The sequence below is a fragment of the Salinisphaera sp. G21_0 genome (genome assembly GCF_017744115.1).
Lineage (GTDB): Bacteria > Pseudomonadota > Gammaproteobacteria > Pseudomonadales > Endozoicomonadaceae > Endozoicomonas.
Genome location: NZ_JAGHQW010000053.1, coordinates 17,188 through 37,431 on the forward strand (window position 1 = coordinate 17,188; position 20,244 = coordinate 37,431).

Genomic DNA, 20,244 nt, shown 5'->3' on the forward strand with positions numbered 1-20,244 from the left:
TTTCCCCTCATCTTGTCGTAAGGACAACAGGAATACAGCTGTGAAAAAGACACTGCTTGCTACTGCAATTCTTCTCGCTACATCTGCGGCTAACGCGGCCTGGACTTCTCCGGATGGTTCTTTGACCATTGGTGGTGATGCTGAGATTAACTTTGATGTGTTTAAAAACGAGAACGGTATTAATGCCGACTATGTAAACCGAGATCCCATTAATCACGATAAGAAAGGCGAAACTATTACTCAACTCAATGATGACTCCCGCATCAAACTGATGGTTGAGTGGAAAACTGCCCGTGAAGACGGCGCTTATCTCTCTGCAAAGATTGAACCTCTGGTACGTACCGACGGTTCTGTTAGAGTAGACGACGCTTATTTCATGTTTGGCCGAGAAGACAGCTGGGCATTCCAGATTGGTCGTTACGAAGCTATGAACCTGTTCCCGCTGGGTAAAGACGTTGCACTGTTCTACGCTGATGGTGGTGATGGCATTGGCAAGGGCATTTACTACTATATGGCGAAAGAAGCCCGTGGTCGCCGTGATGCCGCTGGTCAGGCTCGTATTATGAGTGAAATGGGCAACTGGACAGCCGAAGTTTCCACAGTTTACGGCAATACAGCAGATTTGCTTGGTGCTTCCAGAGAATATGTTGATGGGGATAACGATACTTTAGATTCTGACAACAACAGTTTCATGGTTCGTCCAGCCGTTAACTATTTGAGCGATGATGGTGCCTTCAGTGTCAGCTTCGGTGGTGAATATGAAGTGAGTGGCGACTCTGTCACAGTTGATGGCGATGGAATTAATGCTGGTGAAGTTCTGGAGCTTGCGAACCGTTACGGTCTGGCTGCTACCACTACCATGACGTTTGGTGATCTTGTTTGGAACACCAGCATCGCGATGCAAGATGCTAAAGACGCTTGGGAAGCGCACACCTTTAACACCAACATCGTTTATAAGAACGCTTTTGGTCTGGGTACTTCCTACGCTGTTAACAAGTACACCAATAAGGCTGATGCCGAAGACGCTAAGTCTTACGCGGTTTACACTGCTTACACCATGCCGATCATGGACTTCAACAACGCTACTGTAACGTTTGCACTATCTTATTCTGATACTGAAAATGCATATGGTGAAAGTGGTATAGACGAACAAACCACCGCCTTCCGTACCCGCTTCAACTACTACTTCTAAGCACCAATACGCTTAAAGCTAACCCAAAGGCTCCTTGCTCCGGCAAAGAGCCTTTTTGACGACCGGACTTCTTCCCACAATCCCCGGACTGTAGCGATTCCAGAAAACAAGCCTTTCACAGGTCAGCGTATACAAGGAGCCGACACCCGACTCATCGAAATTGCGTACTAGCTTTCAGCAGTTCCGGTTGCAGAAGGCCCTGATACCGGAGCCGGGTGGTTTCTATTCACTCCCCGCAAAATACAAATATCTTCTTGCAATCGGATCTTATCCTGTTCAAGGCGCTCCCTGTATTGGCAGTACCTGGTCTTGAGCAGGTCCTGGTAGAGTTCACTGACCGGGTGACTCCGGGTTTTGTCCAGACTTTCCATAATGATGCGGTTAAAGATAAACATCAGTCTGGCCAGATCTTCCTGGTCTTTTGCCGGGACAGGAAACTTCGTCATCAATCGTTTGAAATCAGGAAGTTCTGTTGCAGCTTCCGGGGAGTCGATATCCCCCATACTGCCAACAACGTTGCTAATATCCTCCTTCTTCACGCCATATTCACTTTCTAACACAGTGCTGAACTCATTCATGCTTTTATTAAGGTTACTCTGGTGATAGGGGGTGTGAATACCTGCCCATAATAGCCAGAGTGACTTCCAGGAATCCTGGTATCTATTCGTCATATATTTGATAACAAAAAAGTCATCGCTGCTGTATTCATGGTCAGGCTGATCCAGCGGATGATTGAGCAGATAGGCTTCATCTAACTTGGCCTGTTCCAGTTCCTGGCTGGCATGCTCCAGTGGTGTCATGGGCCTGGCATTGGCGATGGCTCTCAATACGTTCAGTGTTGCACCCGCTGCTCCCGCTATGGCCACAGGTTTCCATGAGAACTCTCCAATGGTTCTGGTAAGACCAACAAAGGTAACGCCAGCAATACCACCCAAGGCACCTGAAATACCACCCTTAGCGGCCATGCCTGCAAGATAGCTTGTTGATATATTGAGTTTTTTGACAGTATGCCGGCCTAATGCCGCCTGTTTGTCATCTGCGGTATATACATGCCCGTCCGGGCTCTCTATGCCAAATGCGGCATTTGATGCGCGAATTAAAGATCCGCCCATTTGCTGTTGCAGAGCTGCTGGTTCCATAAAAATTTTACCTTTTCTGATGGAGTGAGTAGTTATTCGAGTTATCCAATATATTGCAACCGCCGCCGGACAGGTATAACAACCGGGTCAGTACCGATTGCAAGCACGTCATGAAATACTCACAGAGTCCTTCTATTTCTCTTTCAGCTGATTCTAGAGAATGATTTTCATTTTGTAATGTCGGAGAACTTAATTGAATACGGGGAGTCTAAGGATGTATTGAAACAATCAATAATAAAGGTTCGGCTGGATGAACTCTGAATTCCCAGTTCAATTCAATGCTCTTTCCCTGGCAAGCCAATTACCGGATGCTTCTGAACCTTTTTCACCAGAGGCAAGTTTTGGGCCAAGGGGTGTCAGGCAAATACCCCCGGCTGAGTTAGATGCACATCAACTGTGCCAAAGTAAAAAGGAAGATACGCTGCAAATAGGGATAGATGCAGAACCGGATGCAAGTTCGGTCTTACCTGTGCATTTGGCCGTTGCTGACTTGATCCGGCAACACGTTGAGCTTGAGTTGGCTAATGCCCCGATTTGCCCGGTATTTGTAGTGAATGGTCAAGATAGTTACGACTCTACTCGTTTCTGTTCGTCAGTCAGGGTGAAAATGCGTGAATATGGACTTTCCCAGGATGATATTGACAATGCAATGGGTCTGATGAGATGGAAGGATTCCGCCGTCACAGGAGGAATAGCGAAATGTTTTTTTGTGCAAAGCCGGAAGGTTAATGAGTGTCTGTACGAATTAAGTAAAAGAGATCAGGTCCATATTGATACTGTGTTTGAGGCGTTGAGTTATTTTTATGACGGATGTTTTGAGGACGTTCCGAAATGGATACCAATAAGCTTTAAATGTTTTGAAATTCCGGAACCTTTAATAAACGAAAGATACACAAAGCCAGCTGAATATGCTTATGTTCCCTATCTGAAGATCGAAAGAGAAAAATATATCATTGACAGAACCGCTGAAATTTTAACCGATACTCACAACATCTTTCACAAAACGATACACAGCAACAGGAGTGATGGTGAAAAGGTGGCATATCTGAGGAATATGTTAGGACCAGCTCCATCAGCTGTTCCTGTTGAAAAGACATCAGATGCCAGCTCAACCGGGAGTGAGCAGCACGGTTTGTCAGCCCAGAAGATTCTTGCACGTATTGGTGAGGCTAATAGTTTAAACAGTAAAGGCTCGTATCATCTTAGGGCTGGGCTACCTCAAGCAGCCAAACGTTGACCGTAGAAAACTCAACTACAACAGGACATCTGAGTTATGCACACAGCAATTGCCTGCTTTCACCCTTCAGGTTTTTCGCTAGTAAAATCCTATCCTATACCTTGTGTAATAGCTGAGGTTGATAGCCCCTATCCTGTCTTTACGAGTTACTATTCAGGGGGTGTTCAAGCCACTCCCAATAATGTCAGGGCTGAGATGAGGGCCGCTCAAGACAGTCTGAAAACACAAGCGGGTTTCTGCTGCAGTTTGTTGGAAAGGGAAAAAAGGGAAATATGTGACTATAAAATTGCCCTGGTGGCGTTTATGGCCTCTGGGAAGCCAGTTACAAAAGCGTCCCCTGACTGTATTGATGATCCCGTTTTTCTCAATCATCTCAGCGCTATAGGCAGGATAAAGGTTTCTCACACAGACTACCCGGAACGTTTCAGCCATGGGCCCCTGGCTGAGCAATTCGCCAACAGCATTATCCACTGGCTCCAGCTCATTAACACACCCTACGCTGAACGAGACTCTTATTCAGTGACGGAAGATGATGCTTCAAAGCAACGGCTGAAACCACAAAAAAAATCTCTGGGAATTTTTTATCCTGAGGATTATCAGGTTCGTGAACTTCCCAAACTGTCTAAAAGCAAGCTCTACGGGATGCACTCTCTACCGGAATATTTTGACCCGGAATTCAAAGCCAGCTTTGTTGCAAAGGGTAACAAACATACCCCAAGTGAGTCTCTTGAGGCTTTTTTTCATGGACCTACCATAGCGGACTGTGCCACAGCCATGCTGGCCTGTCAGTATCGAGCCATCGAAACCATCATTGGCACCAGCAAGTTCAACAGAATCTTTGGTTCACCGGTCTCAAAATTCAGAATTGCCCGCTGGCTTTATAATGGCAGCAGCAATACTGCTCCGATCGATGTTAACAACCCTCTTTATAAGCTGTTTGACGATCTTCTGTATGTGAAAAAACCTTCCTCTGATCCGGTGAAAAAGCTGTCCGAGTCGGATATCAATAAGGGCGATATCCTCTATATCCTGGGCGTTGACAGCTACAGCGCAAAGCACAAAACCGGTGATTATATGGGTTATAATCTGATATGCACCGGGCAAAACAGCAGTGGACACAATCTCTATCTGGGGTTTGGTCCGGATAGCTTCGTTGAGCCGAAAACCTATGACCAGATCAAACGTATGTTGATTGATGGTTATAACAAACCACCGAGTACTGAGACACTCCGTGCTATCAAGCGGGGGGAAACGGATTATGCTCAGTGGGTCGACCACATCGTGCCTGATGACCATTCTATTGGTGGTATCAAGTGTGCGCTTCGCTTCAGTCTTTTTCGTTGGAAAAGCTTTACGGCACATTACGATCAAGCCTGGCATCAGCAACCACTGTTGCCTTTACCATCGGCCAGGGAACCAAAGCCGGTGGATCATGGTTCACCGTTCCCCAGTGAAAATCTTGTTGATGATTTCGAACATTTTGAATCCGCCTCATCACAGCAGGACCTGATGAAGCAGACTGCCCTGAAGTTCACTCACTCCGTGATTAATAATCTGAATGGGACACCGCACAAGAAAAAGCCCATGGGTCTATTCCTGACCGGACAGCCGGGAATAGGGAAAACCCATCTTTGTGTGGCGGTTGCCAGAAAGGCAGCCGAATATGGTGTCAACACCCTGTATATAAACGAAGCAAAAGCAGGTAGCCTCTTGCAGGATTTTGGCGGTGATCTAAAACGATGGTATAAAAATGTTGACGAAATCCTTGCCGGTAAGGATTTGGTGGTATTCGATGATGCCAACCGTGAGTCCGGGTGTACCCAACTATTTCTGGCGAAAATAATGGAACATGTGATGACGGGTAACAACGCCATCATGGTCAGCTCAAATCACCTTATTCCTGTCAAAAATGCAACGCCTGGCTTTGTTGACCCTTTAACTGAAACTGCCCATAACTTTTTTTACCTGAGTGAATTGCAGGGACGCAATTACCGTTCCCAATGGTGGCACAATCCTGAAGTCAACTCAGCTGACGCATTATCGCGACTGGGTCAGTATCAAGGCAGCAAAGCGGCGGCCGTGCTTACAGAGCAATCTGTATCAATGGACGATATCGCTAAAAAACTCAGTATTCCGGTGTGCCAGATCCGTCGTGTGGGTCGCTATCATTTGTCTGGAAGCCGTTGTATAAGCCCCGATTACTATTTCAGCGATTTATCCAAGGCACGGCATCAGGCTGTTTTTATGGAGTGTCGTATCAAGGGTGATGAATCTCACTATTGTAGAAATAAAATCGAGCAGTTCTTACATGTTGTTCAGAGAGTACATAACGAAGGCTTGAAGCTGGTTGTCAAAACCGATAAACGCCTACTGTTTTTAAAAGATGTGCAGAAATTTCTGGATGAAAATATTTGGGGGCAAGAGAACACCCCGGGAATTATTGACCGGCTAAAGCATATGTTTCCAGACTTCATTACGACGCGCTCAATATAGACCAACCTGTCAGAAAAAAGTTGGAACGCCGATTACTGACGATAACTTTCAAACCCATCTGCTTTTATGGCGTATTCATTAATTGTTTTATTAAGATCCTCTGGAATCTCCTTCAGTGGCGCTTTGGATGGTGTGAATTGATACAATGTAAATAATGCATCCAGAATATCTCGGAAAACTTTTACGTCCCGGGTAAACAGAAGAACGGTAGAGCAGAAGTTAGCTACCGTATTGGAAGAATATTCCGGATAATACCCATTCTCCAGCTCCTCTTTTACAAATTGAATATCTCTTTGGTCGGCATAGTTCTTACGTCCATATTCAATATCTTTCTTGTCGGCATAGTTCTCATGAGCTGTTGATTTGAGTAGATTGTCACAAAAGTCAGTAAGTGCCTTTTTTTGATGATCAGTAGGCACCTCGGTTTTGCTGCACTGACCAGTACTCTCGAACAATCGATAGATCGCTTTGGAACATCGGCTGAAATCAGAGGGGGTCATCGTAACAAGCTTGAATATATCCAGTGTGGATTGTGGGAAATTAGGTCTGTAATCATAATGGTGAAAGAATCTTTTATTGAGCTGAGTGGCTATTCTGGTCAGGCCGTGAGCCTTGGCAGTAATTTCCTTTTGCTTTTTACTATCGTTTATTTTCTCAAATTCAGATACTTCTTCGTTAAATCCCTCTACCAGTGTGTTTAAACCTTTTAATAAATCAGTATTTCCATCTGCTTGCATCAGTTGTCTGATTGGGGATAATCTTGTTGGGACACTCACACTACGTTCAGATAAATGCGGGCCAGAACCAGCGCCAACTAATTCACTAATACTGATCTGATACTTATCTAGCAGGTGTTTAATAATTTCCTTAGCTTCTACACAGGCTATATCCCGGGGAAGAAAGTCTAAGGCGTTCAAAAAATTTTCTCTTGCAGCTCTTTGATATGGGGGTGGTGCTTCCGTGGATCGTTCATTAAATATGGGTGGTGTGTTACCGTCAGATCTGATATCCAATTTTTAATCCTCGTCAATTATTTTTACCGTAGGCTTGAAGCTATTCCATCCTCAGCAGGCAATTCATTCGGCGCGGTTATTGTAGACCAATCTGACAGAAAAAAGTTGGAACTTTTTAGCCAATTGCTGATCCAAGCTGTATGCAGGCTCGTTTATTAGAACCAACCTGCTATTTATGATTTATGCAGGAATGATAATTAATGCTGTAGTGATTATTACACTTTGGCTATTAATTATATGAATTTAAACGCCAACTTTTAACGGATTAATATAAATCACAAAGGTCAATTAAGTATGGATACTACACTCACCACCTATCAATCAGGCGTTCGTCTTGAATCCCAAAATCAAGAATCCAGGGGGAGAGAAACGGCTACTCAAAATAGCAACCCTCCGACTTTTTGTGGTCATACCTTAAGTGGTGATCACCCCCTAACCCAAAAAAACCATGCCAGAACGGGAGCGCTGATGAAGGCCTGAAAAAAATTCCTGATTCTGATGGGCAGAGGCCCGTGGCAATAAGTAAGGAGATGAGTGATTTCAGAATTACCAAAGGTAATCCAGCCGCCTGTTTACCAGGTACCAAAGCGTCTTTTCGCGAAGATAACAGTACTTTAAGAATTCATTTTCAGGCTGTAGAAATGATCACTCCTCCTCAGGAATATTTCCCGAAAAGTAACAGCAATGCGCCCCTGGATGAGCAATTAACCAATGAAACGATTCACTGGCTCCAGCACAGCAATACACCTTACGATAAACGGGGTTCAGTCAAGACGAAGTATTACCCACCTGTGAAGGTAACATGTGACAATCGAATGGGACCGATACAAAGAAGATTTAGACCGCCACCATTGGAGGTAAACAAAAGCCTTGGGGTCTTTTACCCTGAGGACTATCAAGTCCGTGATCTTCCAGATCTGATCAACGTTTCGTCCCTTGGTTTTCACTCACTACCGAAGTATTTTGACGAAAGATGCAAGTCCAGCTTTGTAGCAACCAGTAACGGACAAACACCAAGTGAGTGTCTGAGTGCTTTTTTTCATGGCCCTACCACTGCGGACTGTGCCACGACCTTACTGGCCTGTCAGTATCGAGCCATTGAAACCATTCTTGGCACTGATGAATTCAATCGCCTGTTTGGTTCGCCGGTTTCAACGTTAAGAATTGCATGTTCGCTTTTCTGCAACAGTGAAACAATGGCTCAAGATGCGTGTGAAGATATGTCACTTCCCTCTGGCGTTTTAAAACCGTTCGATATGATCAACCCTCTCTATGGCGGCTTGTTTGGCTTTTTTTCGTTCGGGGAGCCTATCTCGAATCCAACGGGCATTGAAGCGGGAGACCTGGATATCAGAAAGGGGGGATATTATCTATATTCAGGGCGTTAAGAGCTACAGTGCGAAACACAAAACCGGCAGTGCCATGGGTTTTAACCTGATATGCACCGGACAAAACAGCAGCGAACAAAATCTCTATCTGGGATTTGGTCCAGATAAGTTTGCTGAACCGAAAACGTTCGAGCAAGTCAAAAACCTCCTGATTGATGGCTATAATCAACCACAGTGTACGGATACAATTGCTGCTATTGCAAAGGGGGAAATGGGTTATGCAGATTGGACTGATCATACCCTGAGCTATAAATCTCCCATTGTTGGCCTTACCTGTGGAATGCGCTTCAGAGCTGAGCGCTGGACACATTTTTTTTCAAATGATAAAGCCTGGCATCAACAACTGCCGTTGCCTGTCACACCGGTTCTGAAACCAAAACCGGTGGATCATGGTGAACCGTTCTCCATTGAAAATCTTGCTGCCGACTTCGAGAATTTTGAAACCGGCTCATCACAGCAGGACCTGATGAAACAGACTGCCCTGAAGTTCACACACGCTGTGATTAATAACCTGGATGAAACTCTGCCCAAAAAACCTGTGGGGCTATTTCTGACCGGGTCAGCGGGAATAGGAAAAACGCATCTTTGTGTAGCCGTTGCCAAAAAAGCAGCTCACTATGGCGTCAACACCCTCTATATAAGCGATGAAAGAGTAGGTTGCCTGTATCTGGACCTCGGCAGTGATGATAAACAATGGAATAGAAAGGTTGACGAAATGCTTGCCGGTAAGGATTTGGTGATAGTGGATGATGTTACCAAATGTCAGTTCGGCATCACCAAAATGTTTCTGGCGAAAACCATGAAACATGTTATGGCTGAAAACAAAGCTATCATGGTCAGTTCAAATTATCCTGTCCATATCGATAAAAAACATTTCGGCATTATTGATCCCTTGACCGAAACTGCCCATAACTTTTGTTACCTGAACGATCTACAGGGAGACAGTCGACGTTCCCGATGGTGGGATAGCCTTGAAGTCCAGACTGATGATGCATTATTGCAACTGAGTCACTATCAAGGGGACAAAGCGGCAGGCGTGATTACTGAACAGGCGGAATCATTGGATGAGATTGCCATAAAACTCAGTATCCCGGTGGAGCAGATCCGTGAGGTGGATCCCTGCTTTTTGCCCGGAGGCCAAAAGCTAATGCCTGATTTCTATTTAAGCGATTTATCCAATACAAAGCATCAGGCGGTTTTTCTGGAGTGCGATATGACCGGCAGTAAATTGAGGTGCGGGGTAAAAATTGAGCAGTTCTTCAACGTTATTCAAAGAGTTCACGATGAAGGCTTGAAGCTGGTTGTGAAAACCAATGATCGCTTATTATTTATAGAAAAGGTAATGAATCATTATGAAGACAACTTTTTTTCTGAGCAACAGAAAAAGATTCGTACCACTGACCGGCTGAAGAATATGTTCTCAGATTTTTCGTAATGACTTTAACTGTTCAGAGCATTCCTCATTTGGCAGTGAACTAAATCCTTTCCCTATGGTCAGAATTACATGTTGGATGTGTCAGAAAATCATAATTGGCACATCCTCTTGAGATCACGTGAAATACTGTCATGAAGAATTGACCATGTTAACCACTACTGCCAGTCCCGCCATTTCTCAACCAGAGATTGCAACATCCGCCAACTCATCCGCCAACTCATCAGAAGTACCGGTTTCCCCTGCAAATTGGCTAAGCCCGGTGCTGAATTGCGCGTATGGGACTGTTAGTGCTCTTCATAAGATCACGCGCAAGATCGTATCTTCTCCTGCTCAGGCGTTTATTTTTCTGGCCCTGGCGAACAGATGTATAACACCGGTGAATGCCTCCCCCCATTCTCCGTCCTCGGTAACTCCTTCAACAATGGGGCTGGGGCCGTCGGTTAATGTACCCTCTGCACCCCCTTATTTACCGCCACCACCTGAACCCGGGTGGATGGCTACGCTGACCAGTGGTCATCCTGCTTACCGTGACGATGAACGTCCCCGCACTGCAGACCGTCGTGGTTCACCGGCAAGAAACGGCCAACCCGTTATGGACAGGGGCACTCCGCCCCGCCCTGAGAACCGGTGTGTTGAAAAGAACCTGTTCCCCTTCTATTCAGGACCACGGATCAGCCTTGCCTGTCCCGGAAAGATTTTGCCATTGGATCAAAGCCGCAATGTACGACATGAGTACCTGCAGTGTGGCAGGGCCGGGTACTCCTGGACTCGTTATCCGGATCCGTTGGATGAAGCCGCCTGGCATGCATTGAAAGAAACAGACCCTGAACGGGCCGTCCAATGGCTGCGTGACCTTCCGGCTCCGGAGTATAAGGGCATTTTGGACTACCCGATTGACCTTGTCTGGCATTGGGAAGATTGCCGACTGATTAAGGATTCGGCTATCTGTGGGACTTACCGGGTATGTGATCAACAAACGCCCACCGGACAAAATCGACGTCAGTCCGATACCAGGAATTGCTGGGACGTTGCCCGAAGTTGCTACGCCGATGTTGCCCAAGTGGGACGCAGCCCCTGTGGCATGGGCAAACTGGTCTATGACGTGAAATTTGTGAAAAAAGACTCGCCTGACTTGAGTCCTGGCCGACCCGGGGTTATCACGCGTCTGGCCAATGGTTATGACCTGTTACCTGGTGAAAAAGAGCAGCTGTCGGTCAGCATTTTTTGCCCGGCCAATGGTGATGACCTGATACATGGTGAAGAAGGGCAGCTGTCGGTCAGCAATTTACGCTCGCCTTCGGTTCGGCTGAAAGCAACGCTGAATATTAATGACCCAAAGAATGCCTACCAAATTCACACACGCAATAATAATCTGTGGAAGCCTGCATCCCTGCAATGTCGCCCGAACGGTTTCGATAATGTCAGTTTTGAGGTGTTCACCGATCGGCGAATTCCATCCAGCCCACCCAATACTCTCCGGTTCCCTGACGGTGATATGTCGTCAGCCATTGTGTGGGGGGGCGCATTTGATCTGAACGGGGGCTATCAATCCAGGGGCTATCCTTGTGGATTAATCGTCGAAGACACGGCAAGTCACACCTTCAAAGACCTGTCGTTATCCACCATGTCTGCCGAAACATCACCACTGATCAGGGTGCAACTTTACGAATCCTCCTGGCTGGGAGAGCGGCTGAAATCCACCGCCTATTTTGATGACCATATCCAGCTGCTGGTGGACCCCGTGCCAGATAACGGGGCCAGTGATACCCTCAGAGCTTCGACACGCTACCAACTCAGTTTCGATTATGGAACCGGCGCTGCAATTTACCGGACTTATTTACCCGGACTCATTTATTATCCGGGGCGACTGTTATTCTCCCCTGAAACGTTGAGCTACGAAGATTATCTGGCTCCTGATAGCAGATACACGTTTAAAGTAACCATGAATCTGAAAAATATGCCGTTCTACTTCCAGCCCTGCGCATCAGAGCCTGCTGCTCCGGATTGCCAATGGTATGCATTATGGGGGTTGTTCAGCCCGGGGCGATATGAATCACGCAGTTTTTCCCTCAAAAGTCTGGATATTACCGTCACAACTCCGCCGCAAGTTGAACTGAGAAGCTGGCAGCCGACTGTCTGGGAGTTTGTACGGTACGCTCAGTTTGTCGCTCCGCTTTATGGGGTCTGCAAAGTGGTAATGGCGGGGAATTAACGCTGATATCCATCTGGGGGAGAGTGCTGACTACAGCAAAATAAGTGCCCGTCGATGGAACCTTTTGCTGGCCGGGTTGTCAAAAACAAAAAACATAACTAACGACCTTGAATTCAGTTTCATGGAGGAAATATGACAGCATTCTCTGTAGTACTCACATCGATATTTGTCTTCTTCAGTGGTCAGCTCCAGGCTATGGGTACAACCGCTGAAAAGCACTATGCTGTTGTTGTTATCGGCGGTGGACTGATGGGTAGCGCCGCAGCCTGGCAGCTGGCCCGGGACGGCAAAGAGGTTATCCTGCTGGAAAAACAGGATAGAGAATACAGTCAGGGTTCCAGCAAAGGGCTGACCCGAATTGCCAGAAGCAACAACCTGGGCAGAGATCTGTGGTCTTACCTCCACAACCGTTCGGTTCAGGAAACAGCAACACTGGTCGCCTATCTCGGTAATCAGGGCTACGACACCTCGATGTCTGCTGTCTACCAAACAACACCCGTCAATTATATGAGGCCGCTGAAAGCGGCTGATGCCATTGTTACTTCCTCTGAACGACAAAAGGTGGACTACAAATTAGCTCAAACGCCGGAGGAGGGAATGGAGATGTTTGGTGTCCAGCTGCCGGAGGGGGTTTTTCTGCATCGTGAATTCAATGAGCACTCAGGCACCCTTAATCCTGAAGCACTTATTTCACTGCTGCACAGGGCCATTAAGCTGAAAGGGGGCACAATTGTTTACAATGCTTCTGTTAGCGGTATTCAACGGCAGGGTAACCACTACCTTATTGCCAGCAAAGATTCGCAAGGTTCTGAAATGAGATTGACAGCCAGTCAGATCGTCAGTGCTGCGGGCCCTCACACTGGCCCATTGTTAACTGAGCTGGCACCCTACATGGATAAACTGATCACCCCAAAGCGGGTATTTCTAGCTTTCATGCAGATCAGTCCGGAAAAGTATCATCAACTTGATGATCACGCCCGCAGTCAACTAAAACGTGCCTATCCGGTGATTAACAGCTACGCTGACACCCGGCAGGGTAGTTTTTATTCCATGTTTGAATATTCGGATGCAGACGATAATCCGGTCATCAAGATCGGCGGCCACTTTCAGCGCAGCGACATCAACAGTCTGGAGGATGTCTGGCACCAAGAGTTGTCTGAGGAGGAGATTCGCTGGAGCATTGAGAACACCGGTCGGTATTTACGTATGAATGGGGTGCCGGTGAACGATGAGGATCTGCAACTGGTTGACGAGGTTTCCTGTGTCTACAGCCTGACCAGTACCGAAGTACCCATTGTTTCCCAGCTGGTCGCGCCATCCGGTGAAATGGACAGCAACTTCGTGGTGATGGCGGGAATGTCCGGAGTCGGTGCCAAAGGTGCCATGACCTACGGAAGAATTGCCGCCAACCTGCTTCAGGGCAAGAGCGAAAGTGATCCCGGTTATCTGGAGGCTGTGAAAGCCGTTGGCTTTACAAGACTCAAGGAAGATGTAGATCAATTGCAGGTAAGCCCGGAAAAATAGAACCGTCCGAGTCCTGTTGAGTAGTAGCTGGAGTAACTGTCATCAATCAGCAGGACCCCATGTCGTGGTTTGGTTTCCATCTGTCCATATTCCTGAGTATTCCTTCTATTTCCCGGCAGAATGGCTTCTTTGACGGTCAAAAGCAGTTGGTAGGACGGGGCAGTCCGGCAATTCGGGCAGCAACTCTGGCCGGACTTTCAGGAAAAAGCGTCATTAGATAGAGGCTGTTCCCTTTGTCTTTGCCAAGGGTATTGGCAATGTGCTTAACAAAAGGCCGCTGGTTAGGGGCCAGTTCATATTGTTGATAGAACCCTCGCAGCGCATAAATCACTTCCCAGTGTGCTTCAGTGAGCACTATACCCTCAAGCGCCGCCAGCTCTGTGGCAGCTTCTGTATTCCATTCGTCAAGGTTGGCCAGGTAGCCATCGTTGTCGAGATTCAGGGGCATTGCTGATTCCACTACAAAAATTGAACAGGGCGGGGAGTTTACACCGGAGCCCTGCACATAGACAGGGGCTTCAGCTGGCGATTTAAATGGGTTGCAATATGCCGGATAGGGTATTGCGATTACGGCTTTTCCAGCGACAGTTTTTGGAAAACTGGGTTCTGAGATAGTCCGCCTGATCCGGCAGGATTCGCTGGCTGTTGACCAGGGCAAGATATTCGGCAGCATTGGGGCGATAGGGCAGGGCGATCAGTGACATCCCGGAGTTTTCCAGCAGTTTGTCACCTTTAAACTGGTTGCAGCGTCGGCAAGCAGCAACAACGTTCATCCAGTCGTCAACGCCTCCTTTGGATTTTGGCACAATATGATCCCGGGTAAGCTCCCTTGTTTTGAAGAAACGGCCACAATACAGGCATTGATGATTGTCTCTTTCAAACAGCGAGTAATTGCTAAGGGCAGGATTGTTTCGGCAGGGAAAAAGCCGTTTACCGCCACAGGCAACGATACTGGGGAGTTCGATAATCGTTCGATCTCCATGCCATCGGTTATAGCCGCCATGGATCCGGTAAATAATATCTCCCAGGCTCCAGTGAACCAACTCTCTTGAGTAGAGGCATACTGTTTCCTGCCAGGTAAGCCACTCAACAGGCTGGCCAGCAGTATTCAACCGCAGAATATACACGACAGAGGCTCCCGTTTATCAGTCCCTGATAAAGGTCAACCTGACGGGCCATTCAAACTCACGATCAACGAATTCGCTGAGCAGAGTCCTCTGTAACCGGGCAGGCTGCTACGACCATAAAGGCCGTTTGGTTAATCATTTTATTGGCTCTATTATTCTGATTCGTATCCATTTCAGGCTAACACATTCATTCAGCATTAATAAACCCGAAGCAATGATATGACCTGATCCAGTCAATCTGACCATTCGTACAGGTAAGGCATAGCTGTGCTTCCCTGGCAAATAAGCCCTATACCTGTGAGGTGGAATGTTCAGACATCACTGTGAGATCAAACTGTGAGACCAAAGGAGAACCCGGTGGATCGCTTTCAACGACTCATGTACTGGCTCGCCTGGCTTGGGATAATGCCTTTCATTATTACGCTGTCTCTATCCATCAGGGACCAGTCTCTGTTTGATAACACAGGGGAACAACTGTTCATTATTTATTCCGTTGTTATCAGCAGCTTTATGGCCGGTTCTTTATGGGGGCAGGCCGTCTACAGTGAGAATCAATCCAGAAACATTTTTAAAGTACTGGCCAGTAATGTCATTGCACTCTCGGTATTCGGAGGGCTTATGGCAAGACTGGCGAATCATCAGATGCTGGTGCTACTTGCCATCAGCTATCTGGCAACACTGATTATTGAGTGCGTTCATACAGAGCCTTTGGCCGATGGGCGGGTAAAGTCTTACCTGTCCATGAGAGCAACTGTTACCCTTGTGGTGTTTATATTGCACTGTTTTCTCTATGCCTCCCTGAAAATGACGTAAGCGGGGAGCCTTGCTTTTCTAAAGGAGTCAGTCAGTGGATCAACATATCGATATTCAAAAGTGCCTTTTGGCATTTGCCCGAATTCTGGACAAGGGTGAGCAGGTGGCCGGGGGCTACTTCCTGGAAGGTGTTACCGCAAAGTCAATGGATGATGGCTATACCGTAATGCTGGGCAATAGGGATTGTCAGCTGTCCATCTATTTTCATAATAAATTCGGGATTGAGTCCCCCAGCCAGAAAAGTACAGACGCCTTTATCAAGCTGCTTTATCGCATTGCTGAGCAATAGTTTGCTGTTCAAGGATCAGTCAGTGTTGATTTGATTATTCTCCTGATTGTGTTTTTCTATTACTGTAATGCGCATTAACCCTTAAAAATACCGGGGAGTCGGTCAATGAAAAAAATTAAACTGGGATGCAGTGAACTGCAGGTGACAGAGGTTTGTCTGGGATCCATGACCTGGGGAAAGCAGAATTCTCTGAATGAGGCGTTAGAGCAGATTGACTTTGCGCTGGACCAGGGAATTAACTTTATCGATACGGCCGAGATGTATCCGGTTCCCCCTGATGAACAGACCAGTGGTGAAACTGAGCGCTGCATTGGTGAATGGATCCGGGCCAGTCCGGGCAAGCGTGATGAGGTTGTCATTGCCACGAAAATTGTCGGTGCGGGACTGCCGTGGATACGCAATGGCAGCCCAATCAGTGGTCAGCGTATAAAAGAAGCTGTGGAAGGTTCTCTGAAACGCCTGAATACAGACTGTATTGATCTTTACCAGCTGCACTGGCCAAACCGGGTCACTCCCCATTTTGCCAGACACTGGCCAGGAATGGTTCCCCATACCCAGGTGGATCAAGCGCGGCAGGAAGCGGAAATGGTGGATATTCTTCAAGGGCTGGATGATTGCATTAAAGCGGGGAAGATCCGTTATTGTGGCCTTTCCGATGATACGCCCTGGGGCATTGGTGAGTATGTGCGGTTGAGCGAGAAGTATGATCTGCCCAGGATGGTATCTATCCAGAACGAGTTCAGCTTAATACATGCCAAGGACTCACCCTATGTATTGGAGTCCTGTGTATTAAATGATGTCGCTTATCTGCCCTGGTCGCCACTTGGCGGCGGCGTGCTGTCTGGCAAGTACCGAGATGGACAGATTCCGTCGGGTTCCCGCTGGTCTTTTCAGCAGAGAAATGGTCTCTTCCGCAATACCCCTGTGACTCACAAGGCGATTGAAGGCTATCATGGGGTAGCAGAGCGTCATGGGTTGTCTCTGGCGCAAATGGCACTGGCCTGGGTATATCAAACAGAGGGTGTAACATCGACGATTATCGGAGCCAGTTCACTGGCGCAGCTTAAGGAAAATATTGATGCTTACCAGCTGAAATTATCAAAAGAGGTGTTGGGCGAGATCAATGCTGTATTCCGTCAATACCCGGTGCCTTTTTAAAGCAATCGATCGCTGAGGGTGTTTCTCCCAGCCAACAATGTTCAAATACCGGAACCTGTTGGCTGTCTTGATTTTTCTGCAAGCAATTGTCCAGCAAAGAGAGCTGCTTACTTTCCAAACAGTTTCTTTTTAACCCGGTCCAGGCTGACATCCAGAGGCGTTCGGGTTCGTCTTGGTCGTTGCAGCAGTTCTCCGCTGCAGTTTGGGCAGATAAAGTCGTGATGGTCAGAACAGGTGGAGCAGAAGGTACATTCAAAGGAACAGATAAATGCCAGGTCAACTTCATCGGTTTTTGCCTGACACTGCTGGCATTTTTTTTCCATTTTGAGCATGGTGAATCCCTGTTCAATGCTTATTCATGAACACCATGCTAACACTGATCAGGTTGTCACAAAAGATAGTGATCGCAGGCAGGAAACGCCCTGAACGCTGGTGGAAAAAGGCAGCAGGCTTTCTTCGTTACCTGCGTCCAAATTTACCGAGGGCAGGTGGAGCGGTTTACTCCTTTCCCATTACTCCATCTGTCGGGAAAGGGTTTCAACCTGATCAAGCTCCTCTGCAGACAATGGGCGATAAAAACGTGGATACTCCCAGCCAAATCCCCAGCGGAACGGTGTGGGCCATAATGGACTGCCGCCAATCCGAACACCGGCATACATTAAAGCGCCAATCCGGGGATGGCCAGCGTCTCTGAGACACTGTCGCAATGCCTGGTCTGAATGTAATCGGCCTTCTTCGGTGCCGCCCTGCCAGTAAGTAAAATCATGACTGACACAACAGTGCAACCATTGATCAGGCTGGGACAATGTGCCATTTGGAAACAGGCTGCAGCCATCACTGACAAAGGGCTTTAACTCACTGGCTGTTGCAGAAGAGAAAACGAGCAGTAATGTCGGTAATAGCAACTTTTCATGCATCATTCTATTGCTCAGTGAGAAAATCGTTTTATACCTTTCGGGCCTGTAGGCGTTTCGTTACCGCATTTACTCCAGTAACCACTCGGCACTCTCTTGCCATGCCTGTCGGTTCATGCTTTTTTTGAAAAATCCGAAGTGGTCAATGGATTTCATCCGGTAATCCCCGGGCTTCAGAATTCTGACATGACTGTCTGCGTTACTGAATAGCTTCTCAAGCTGATAAACTGTTGTCGGTGGTGCAAAACGTCGGTCATCGGCCATGCCGTAAAAGCGCATCTTGCCGGTGTATTCCTGAAAACCTTCCCGTAATGGCCGTCCTTCGGGGTCAGCAATATAGGCCTTTCTGCGACCAAAACGGCTCCAGTCCCGGGCAACCTGTCGGGGCAAGTACTCTGCACCTAATACCCATTTAGGTAAACCGCCCGTCAGGGTATAGAACAGTGGTAGTACACCAAAGAAAAACGCCACAGTTAATGGTCGGTCTTTCATTGGCCAGTGCTTCCAGTAAATATGCTGTGATGCGATGTTTAAAAATCCGCAGTAGCGGTTATTATCCGGCAAAACGCCCAACAGCTGGCCACCCACGGAGTGACCAATGCCTTTCACGGTCAGTTGTGGGTGGCGCTGGATAAAGTCAGTCAGTACCGCATCCATATCCCGTTGCCCCCAGTGGAGCATGCTGGGAGCCGGGGCATCGCTGTGGACCGGCTGGCTCTCACCAATCCCCCGAAACTCATAGCTCAGCACTGTAAAGCCCTGTTGGCATAAGAACTCGGCATAATCCTGGTAATACCTGCGCAAAACACCGGTGGCACCATTGATAATTACACCAATCCCATTGGCTTGTTCAGGCAGAAACTCGGTACCGGCAAGGTGATAGCCATCCGGGGTTTTGATAATGATTGTTGTTATTTTCATAAATACGTCTTTGTGGGGTTATAACTAAAAGCAGTCCAGTGTTGCCGTCACTGGTGGTCAGTGTCAAGGATTCATGGGTTGGGAAGAAATAAGGAAACCTGGGTTTCACGATGTCTGGCGGTTGATCAGGGCAGTTCCATTCCCGGTGAGGCCGTGAGCAAGCCTACGAGGGGGCTCCTGGTTTGACTTTGCTCAAGGCATGAGTCCTATGGTTTTAAAATAATCAGCAACAACAGGATTCGATAGATTAAAGCGATAATGCTGTCTTGGCAGGTGGGTGCCATACTGATCAAATTTAGTCATTATGCCTGTGGTATAATAATTCCTGATTGATCTTGCAATATTTTCAAAGATAATGGGAGTTGTTCTTTTTCTGTGAGTGGTCCATTGCTCTGAAAATTTGTCGAGATCTTTAAATTCAAAGATGCCTTGTCTGATATTTACCCAAGAAATGGAGCTATCTCGATTGTTAATAATATTATGTAATATAAATTTCCAGAGAGAATTTTCGTTATTTATCTTTCTCTTTTTTTTATCAGATTTTGGCTTACTTAATTGATGTTGATCGTAGAAGGTATATCTTTCCATCTGGAAGTAACCAACTCTCTGGCTATATTGAGTATGGGGAAAGGGGAGTAGACCCTTTACCTGTTCAGTGCTTTCTGCTCTGGCTCCTGAATTTACAACCACCGGACTCTCCGGATTTTTTCTAATACCTGTGAAATAGTCCGTATCTGGTTCTTTATGGGTAAGCTGAGTATTTCTAATATTGGTGGACGTAGAGTTATATGCTGGTTTATTAGGTTCTTCATAAGACTGTGGCTGGCTTATTATGCCAGCATCAGAAAAATAGGGGTGCATAGTTTCAAAGGGGGGCATAGTTTCAAAGATGTTACTTCTTACCCCTGGGTTATCATCATAAGTGTTTTGTAAGAAATAAGGAGGGTTCAAATGGTTAAGAGGTTGGTAATTAATCTCCATCTGTCTCTGTGACAAGTTGGTTTGATGTTGTCTTGAGTTGAAGTGGTCATTTGTACATATTTGACGTGTGGTGGTGTAAGGGGTGTATCTCGGGTGTTTTTCTTTATACCGTACCGTTGTGGAATATCTTTGGTGAAGTTGATCATCGTTAGGGTTGGATATTTTATTTAATGTATTGTTGGCACATATCGGGTTGCTCATAATAAATTTCACCCTGTGTTTTTTTAGTCTTTCTCTTTGTCAATGTTATATGGCTAAAAGTTCCATCTTTGAGTCATCTTTTTTGGTACGCCCGGCATGGGCATGAACTGATGGGGTGAAAGTCCCCTGTGGGAGAACCTACATTTGACTGGCGGTAAAGACGCCTGCTGATGACAACCACTAGCTTAAGGCAAGTGCAGTCTCGCG

19 protein-coding genes are annotated in these 20,244 nt (G+C 46.9%); 12 read left to right on the forward strand and 7 right to left on the reverse strand.

The annotated features are described in order from the left end of the window. The first annotated feature begins 40 nt into the window (after positions 1-40). Complete coding sequence (locus J7439_RS20245; protein ID WP_209203785.1) at positions 41-1,192, forward strand: carbohydrate porin; 1,152 nt, start codon at positions 41-43, stop codon at positions 1,190-1,192. Between the two features lie 167 nt (positions 1,193-1,359). Here J7439_RS20245 and J7439_RS20250 read toward each other — a convergent pair whose 3' ends face one another. Further along, positions 1,360-2,331 (reverse strand): hypothetical protein, encoded by a 972-nt coding sequence (locus J7439_RS20250; protein ID WP_209203786.1) that lies wholly within the window; start codon positions 2,329-2,331, stop codon positions 1,360-1,362. A gap of 250 nt (positions 2,332-2,581) precedes the next feature. Here J7439_RS20250 and J7439_RS20255 point away from each other — a divergent pair, with 250 nt between their 5' ends. Both J7439_RS20255 and J7439_RS20260 read left to right on the forward strand, forming a co-directional pair. Next, positions 2,582-3,568 (forward strand): hypothetical protein, encoded by a 987-nt coding sequence (locus J7439_RS20255; protein ID WP_209203788.1) that lies wholly within the window; start codon positions 2,582-2,584, stop codon positions 3,566-3,568. A 303-nt stretch (positions 3,569-3,871) separates the two neighbouring features. Then, positions 3,872-6,061: an ATP-binding protein gene (locus J7439_RS20260; RefSeq protein ID WP_209203790.1), complete on the forward strand. Its 2,190-nt coding sequence runs from the start codon at positions 3,872-3,874 to the stop codon at positions 6,059-6,061. Between the two features lie 32 nt (positions 6,062-6,093). On the opposite strand, the gene J7439_RS20265 is transcribed toward J7439_RS20260, so the two are convergent. Next, complete coding sequence (locus J7439_RS20265; RefSeq protein WP_209203791.1) at positions 6,094-7,074, reverse strand: hypothetical protein; 981 nt, start codon at positions 7,072-7,074, stop codon at positions 6,094-6,096. A 294-nt stretch (positions 7,075-7,368) separates the two neighbouring features. Between J7439_RS20265 and J7439_RS20270 the strand changes: the two genes are divergently transcribed. The 5 genes from J7439_RS20270 to J7439_RS20290 all read left to right on the forward strand — a co-directional run bounded on the left by J7439_RS20270 (position 7,369) and on the right by J7439_RS20290 (position 13,633). Next, positions 7,369-7,554: a hypothetical protein gene (locus J7439_RS20270; protein ID WP_209203793.1), complete on the forward strand. Its 186-nt coding sequence runs from the start codon at positions 7,369-7,371 to the stop codon at positions 7,552-7,554. Between the two features lie 50 nt (positions 7,555-7,604). After that, positions 7,605-8,462, forward strand: coding sequence for a hypothetical protein (locus J7439_RS20275; RefSeq protein WP_209203795.1), 858 nt, complete (start codon positions 7,605-7,607; stop codon positions 8,460-8,462). Further along, complete coding sequence (locus J7439_RS20280; protein ID WP_209203797.1) at positions 8,404-9,897, forward strand: ATP-binding protein; 1,494 nt, start codon at positions 8,404-8,406, stop codon at positions 9,895-9,897. Before J7439_RS20275 ends, J7439_RS20280 begins: the two co-directional genes overlap by 59 nt. Positions 9,898-10,042: 145 nt before the next feature. Next, positions 10,043-12,109 carry a hypothetical protein gene (locus tag J7439_RS20285; protein ID WP_209203799.1) on the forward strand — a complete coding sequence of 689 codons (2,067 nt, stop codon included), beginning with the start codon at positions 10,043-10,045 and terminating at the stop codon, positions 12,107-12,109. A 132-nt stretch (positions 12,110-12,241) separates the two neighbouring features. Then, complete coding sequence (locus J7439_RS20290) at positions 12,242-13,633, forward strand: NAD(P)/FAD-dependent oxidoreductase (RefSeq protein WP_209203801.1); 1,392 nt, start codon at positions 12,242-12,244, stop codon at positions 13,631-13,633. A gap of 136 nt (positions 13,634-13,769) precedes the next feature. On the opposite strand, the gene J7439_RS20295 is transcribed toward J7439_RS20290, so the two are convergent. Both J7439_RS20295 and J7439_RS20300 read right to left on the reverse strand, forming a co-directional pair. Further along, positions 13,770-14,081, reverse strand: a complete 312-nt coding sequence (locus tag J7439_RS20295) for a TusE/DsrC/DsvC family sulfur relay protein (RefSeq protein WP_209203802.1) — start codon at positions 14,079-14,081, stop codon at positions 13,770-13,772. Positions 14,082-14,163: 82 nt separating this feature from the next. Further along, a complete protein-coding gene (locus J7439_RS20300) occupies positions 14,164-14,760 on the reverse strand; it encodes an HNH endonuclease (RefSeq protein ID WP_209203804.1) in 597 nt (198 codons plus the stop codon). 357 nt (positions 14,761-15,117) lie between these two features. On the opposite strand from J7439_RS20300, the gene J7439_RS20305 reads away from it, so the two are divergent. The 4 genes from J7439_RS20305 to J7439_RS27565 all read left to right on the forward strand — a co-directional run bounded on the left by J7439_RS20305 (position 15,118) and on the right by J7439_RS27565 (position 17,382). Next, positions 15,118-15,573, forward strand: coding sequence for a DUF3429 domain-containing protein (locus J7439_RS20305; RefSeq protein WP_209203806.1), 456 nt, complete (start codon positions 15,118-15,120; stop codon positions 15,571-15,573). A 34-nt stretch (positions 15,574-15,607) separates the two neighbouring features. Next, positions 15,608-15,862, forward strand: coding sequence for a DUF3081 family protein (locus J7439_RS20310; protein ID WP_163372621.1), 255 nt, complete (start codon positions 15,608-15,610; stop codon positions 15,860-15,862). A gap of 105 nt (positions 15,863-15,967) precedes the next feature. Continuing rightward, the gene (locus tag J7439_RS20315; protein ID WP_209203808.1) at positions 15,968-17,020 is read left to right on the forward strand and encodes an aldo/keto reductase; all 1,053 of its coding nucleotides are present in this window, start codon (positions 15,968-15,970) and stop codon (positions 17,018-17,020) included. A gap of 86 nt (positions 17,021-17,106) precedes the next feature. Beyond that, complete coding sequence (locus tag J7439_RS27565; RefSeq protein ID WP_286198453.1) at positions 17,107-17,382, forward strand: hypothetical protein; 276 nt, start codon at positions 17,107-17,109, stop codon at positions 17,380-17,382. A gap of 150 nt (positions 17,383-17,532) precedes the next feature. Here J7439_RS27565 and J7439_RS20325 read toward each other — a convergent pair whose 3' ends face one another. From J7439_RS20325 to J7439_RS20335, 3 genes are all read right to left on the reverse strand, one after another. Continuing rightward, positions 17,533-17,940, reverse strand: coding sequence for a hypothetical protein (locus J7439_RS20325; RefSeq protein ID WP_209203813.1), 408 nt, complete (start codon positions 17,938-17,940; stop codon positions 17,533-17,535). A 63-nt stretch (positions 17,941-18,003) separates the two neighbouring features. Beyond that, the gene (locus tag J7439_RS20330) at positions 18,004-18,855 is read right to left on the reverse strand and encodes an alpha/beta hydrolase family protein (RefSeq protein ID WP_209203815.1); all 852 of its coding nucleotides are present in this window, start codon (positions 18,853-18,855) and stop codon (positions 18,004-18,006) included. A 192-nt stretch (positions 18,856-19,047) separates the two neighbouring features. Further along, positions 19,048-20,037, reverse strand: a complete 990-nt coding sequence (locus tag J7439_RS20335; protein WP_209203817.1) for an ETS domain-containing protein — start codon at positions 20,035-20,037, stop codon at positions 19,048-19,050. Between the last annotated feature and the right edge of the window lie 207 nt (positions 20,038-20,244).

Coding starts and splice junctions, on each gene's coding strand:
- J7439_RS20250 (WP_209203786.1), bottom strand. CDS start 2,331: ATGGAACCAGCAGCTCTGCAACAGCAAATGGGCGGATCTTTAATTCGC.
- J7439_RS20275 (WP_209203795.1), top strand. CDS start 7,605: ATGAGTGATTTCAGAATTACCAAAGGTAATCCAGCCGCCTGTTTACCA.
- J7439_RS20255 (WP_209203788.1), top strand. CDS start 2,582: ATGAACTCTGAATTCCCAGTTCAATTCAATGCTCTTTCCCTGGCAAGC.
- J7439_RS20290 (WP_209203801.1), top strand. CDS start 12,242: ATGACAGCATTCTCTGTAGTACTCACATCGATATTTGTCTTCTTCAGT.
- J7439_RS20295 (WP_209203802.1), bottom strand. CDS start 14,081: ATGCCCCTGAATCTCGACAACGATGGCTACCTGGCCAACCTTGACGAA.
- J7439_RS20330 (WP_209203815.1), bottom strand. CDS start 18,855: ATGAAAATAACAACAATCATTATCAAAACCCCGGATGGCTATCACCTT.
- J7439_RS20325 (WP_209203813.1), bottom strand. CDS start 17,940: ATGATGCATGAAAAGTTGCTATTACCGACATTACTGCTCGTTTTCTCT.
- J7439_RS20335 (WP_209203817.1), bottom strand. CDS start 20,037: ATGAGCAACCCGATATGTGCCAACAATACATTAAATAAAATATCCAAC.
- J7439_RS20270 (WP_209203793.1), top strand. CDS start 7,369: ATGGATACTACACTCACCACCTATCAATCAGGCGTTCGTCTTGAATCC.
- J7439_RS20285 (WP_209203799.1), top strand. CDS start 10,043: ATGTTAACCACTACTGCCAGTCCCGCCATTTCTCAACCAGAGATTGCA.
- J7439_RS20315 (WP_209203808.1), top strand. CDS start 15,968: ATGAAAAAAATTAAACTGGGATGCAGTGAACTGCAGGTGACAGAGGTT.
- J7439_RS20260 (WP_209203790.1), top strand. CDS start 3,872: ATGGCCTCTGGGAAGCCAGTTACAAAAGCGTCCCCTGACTGTATTGAT.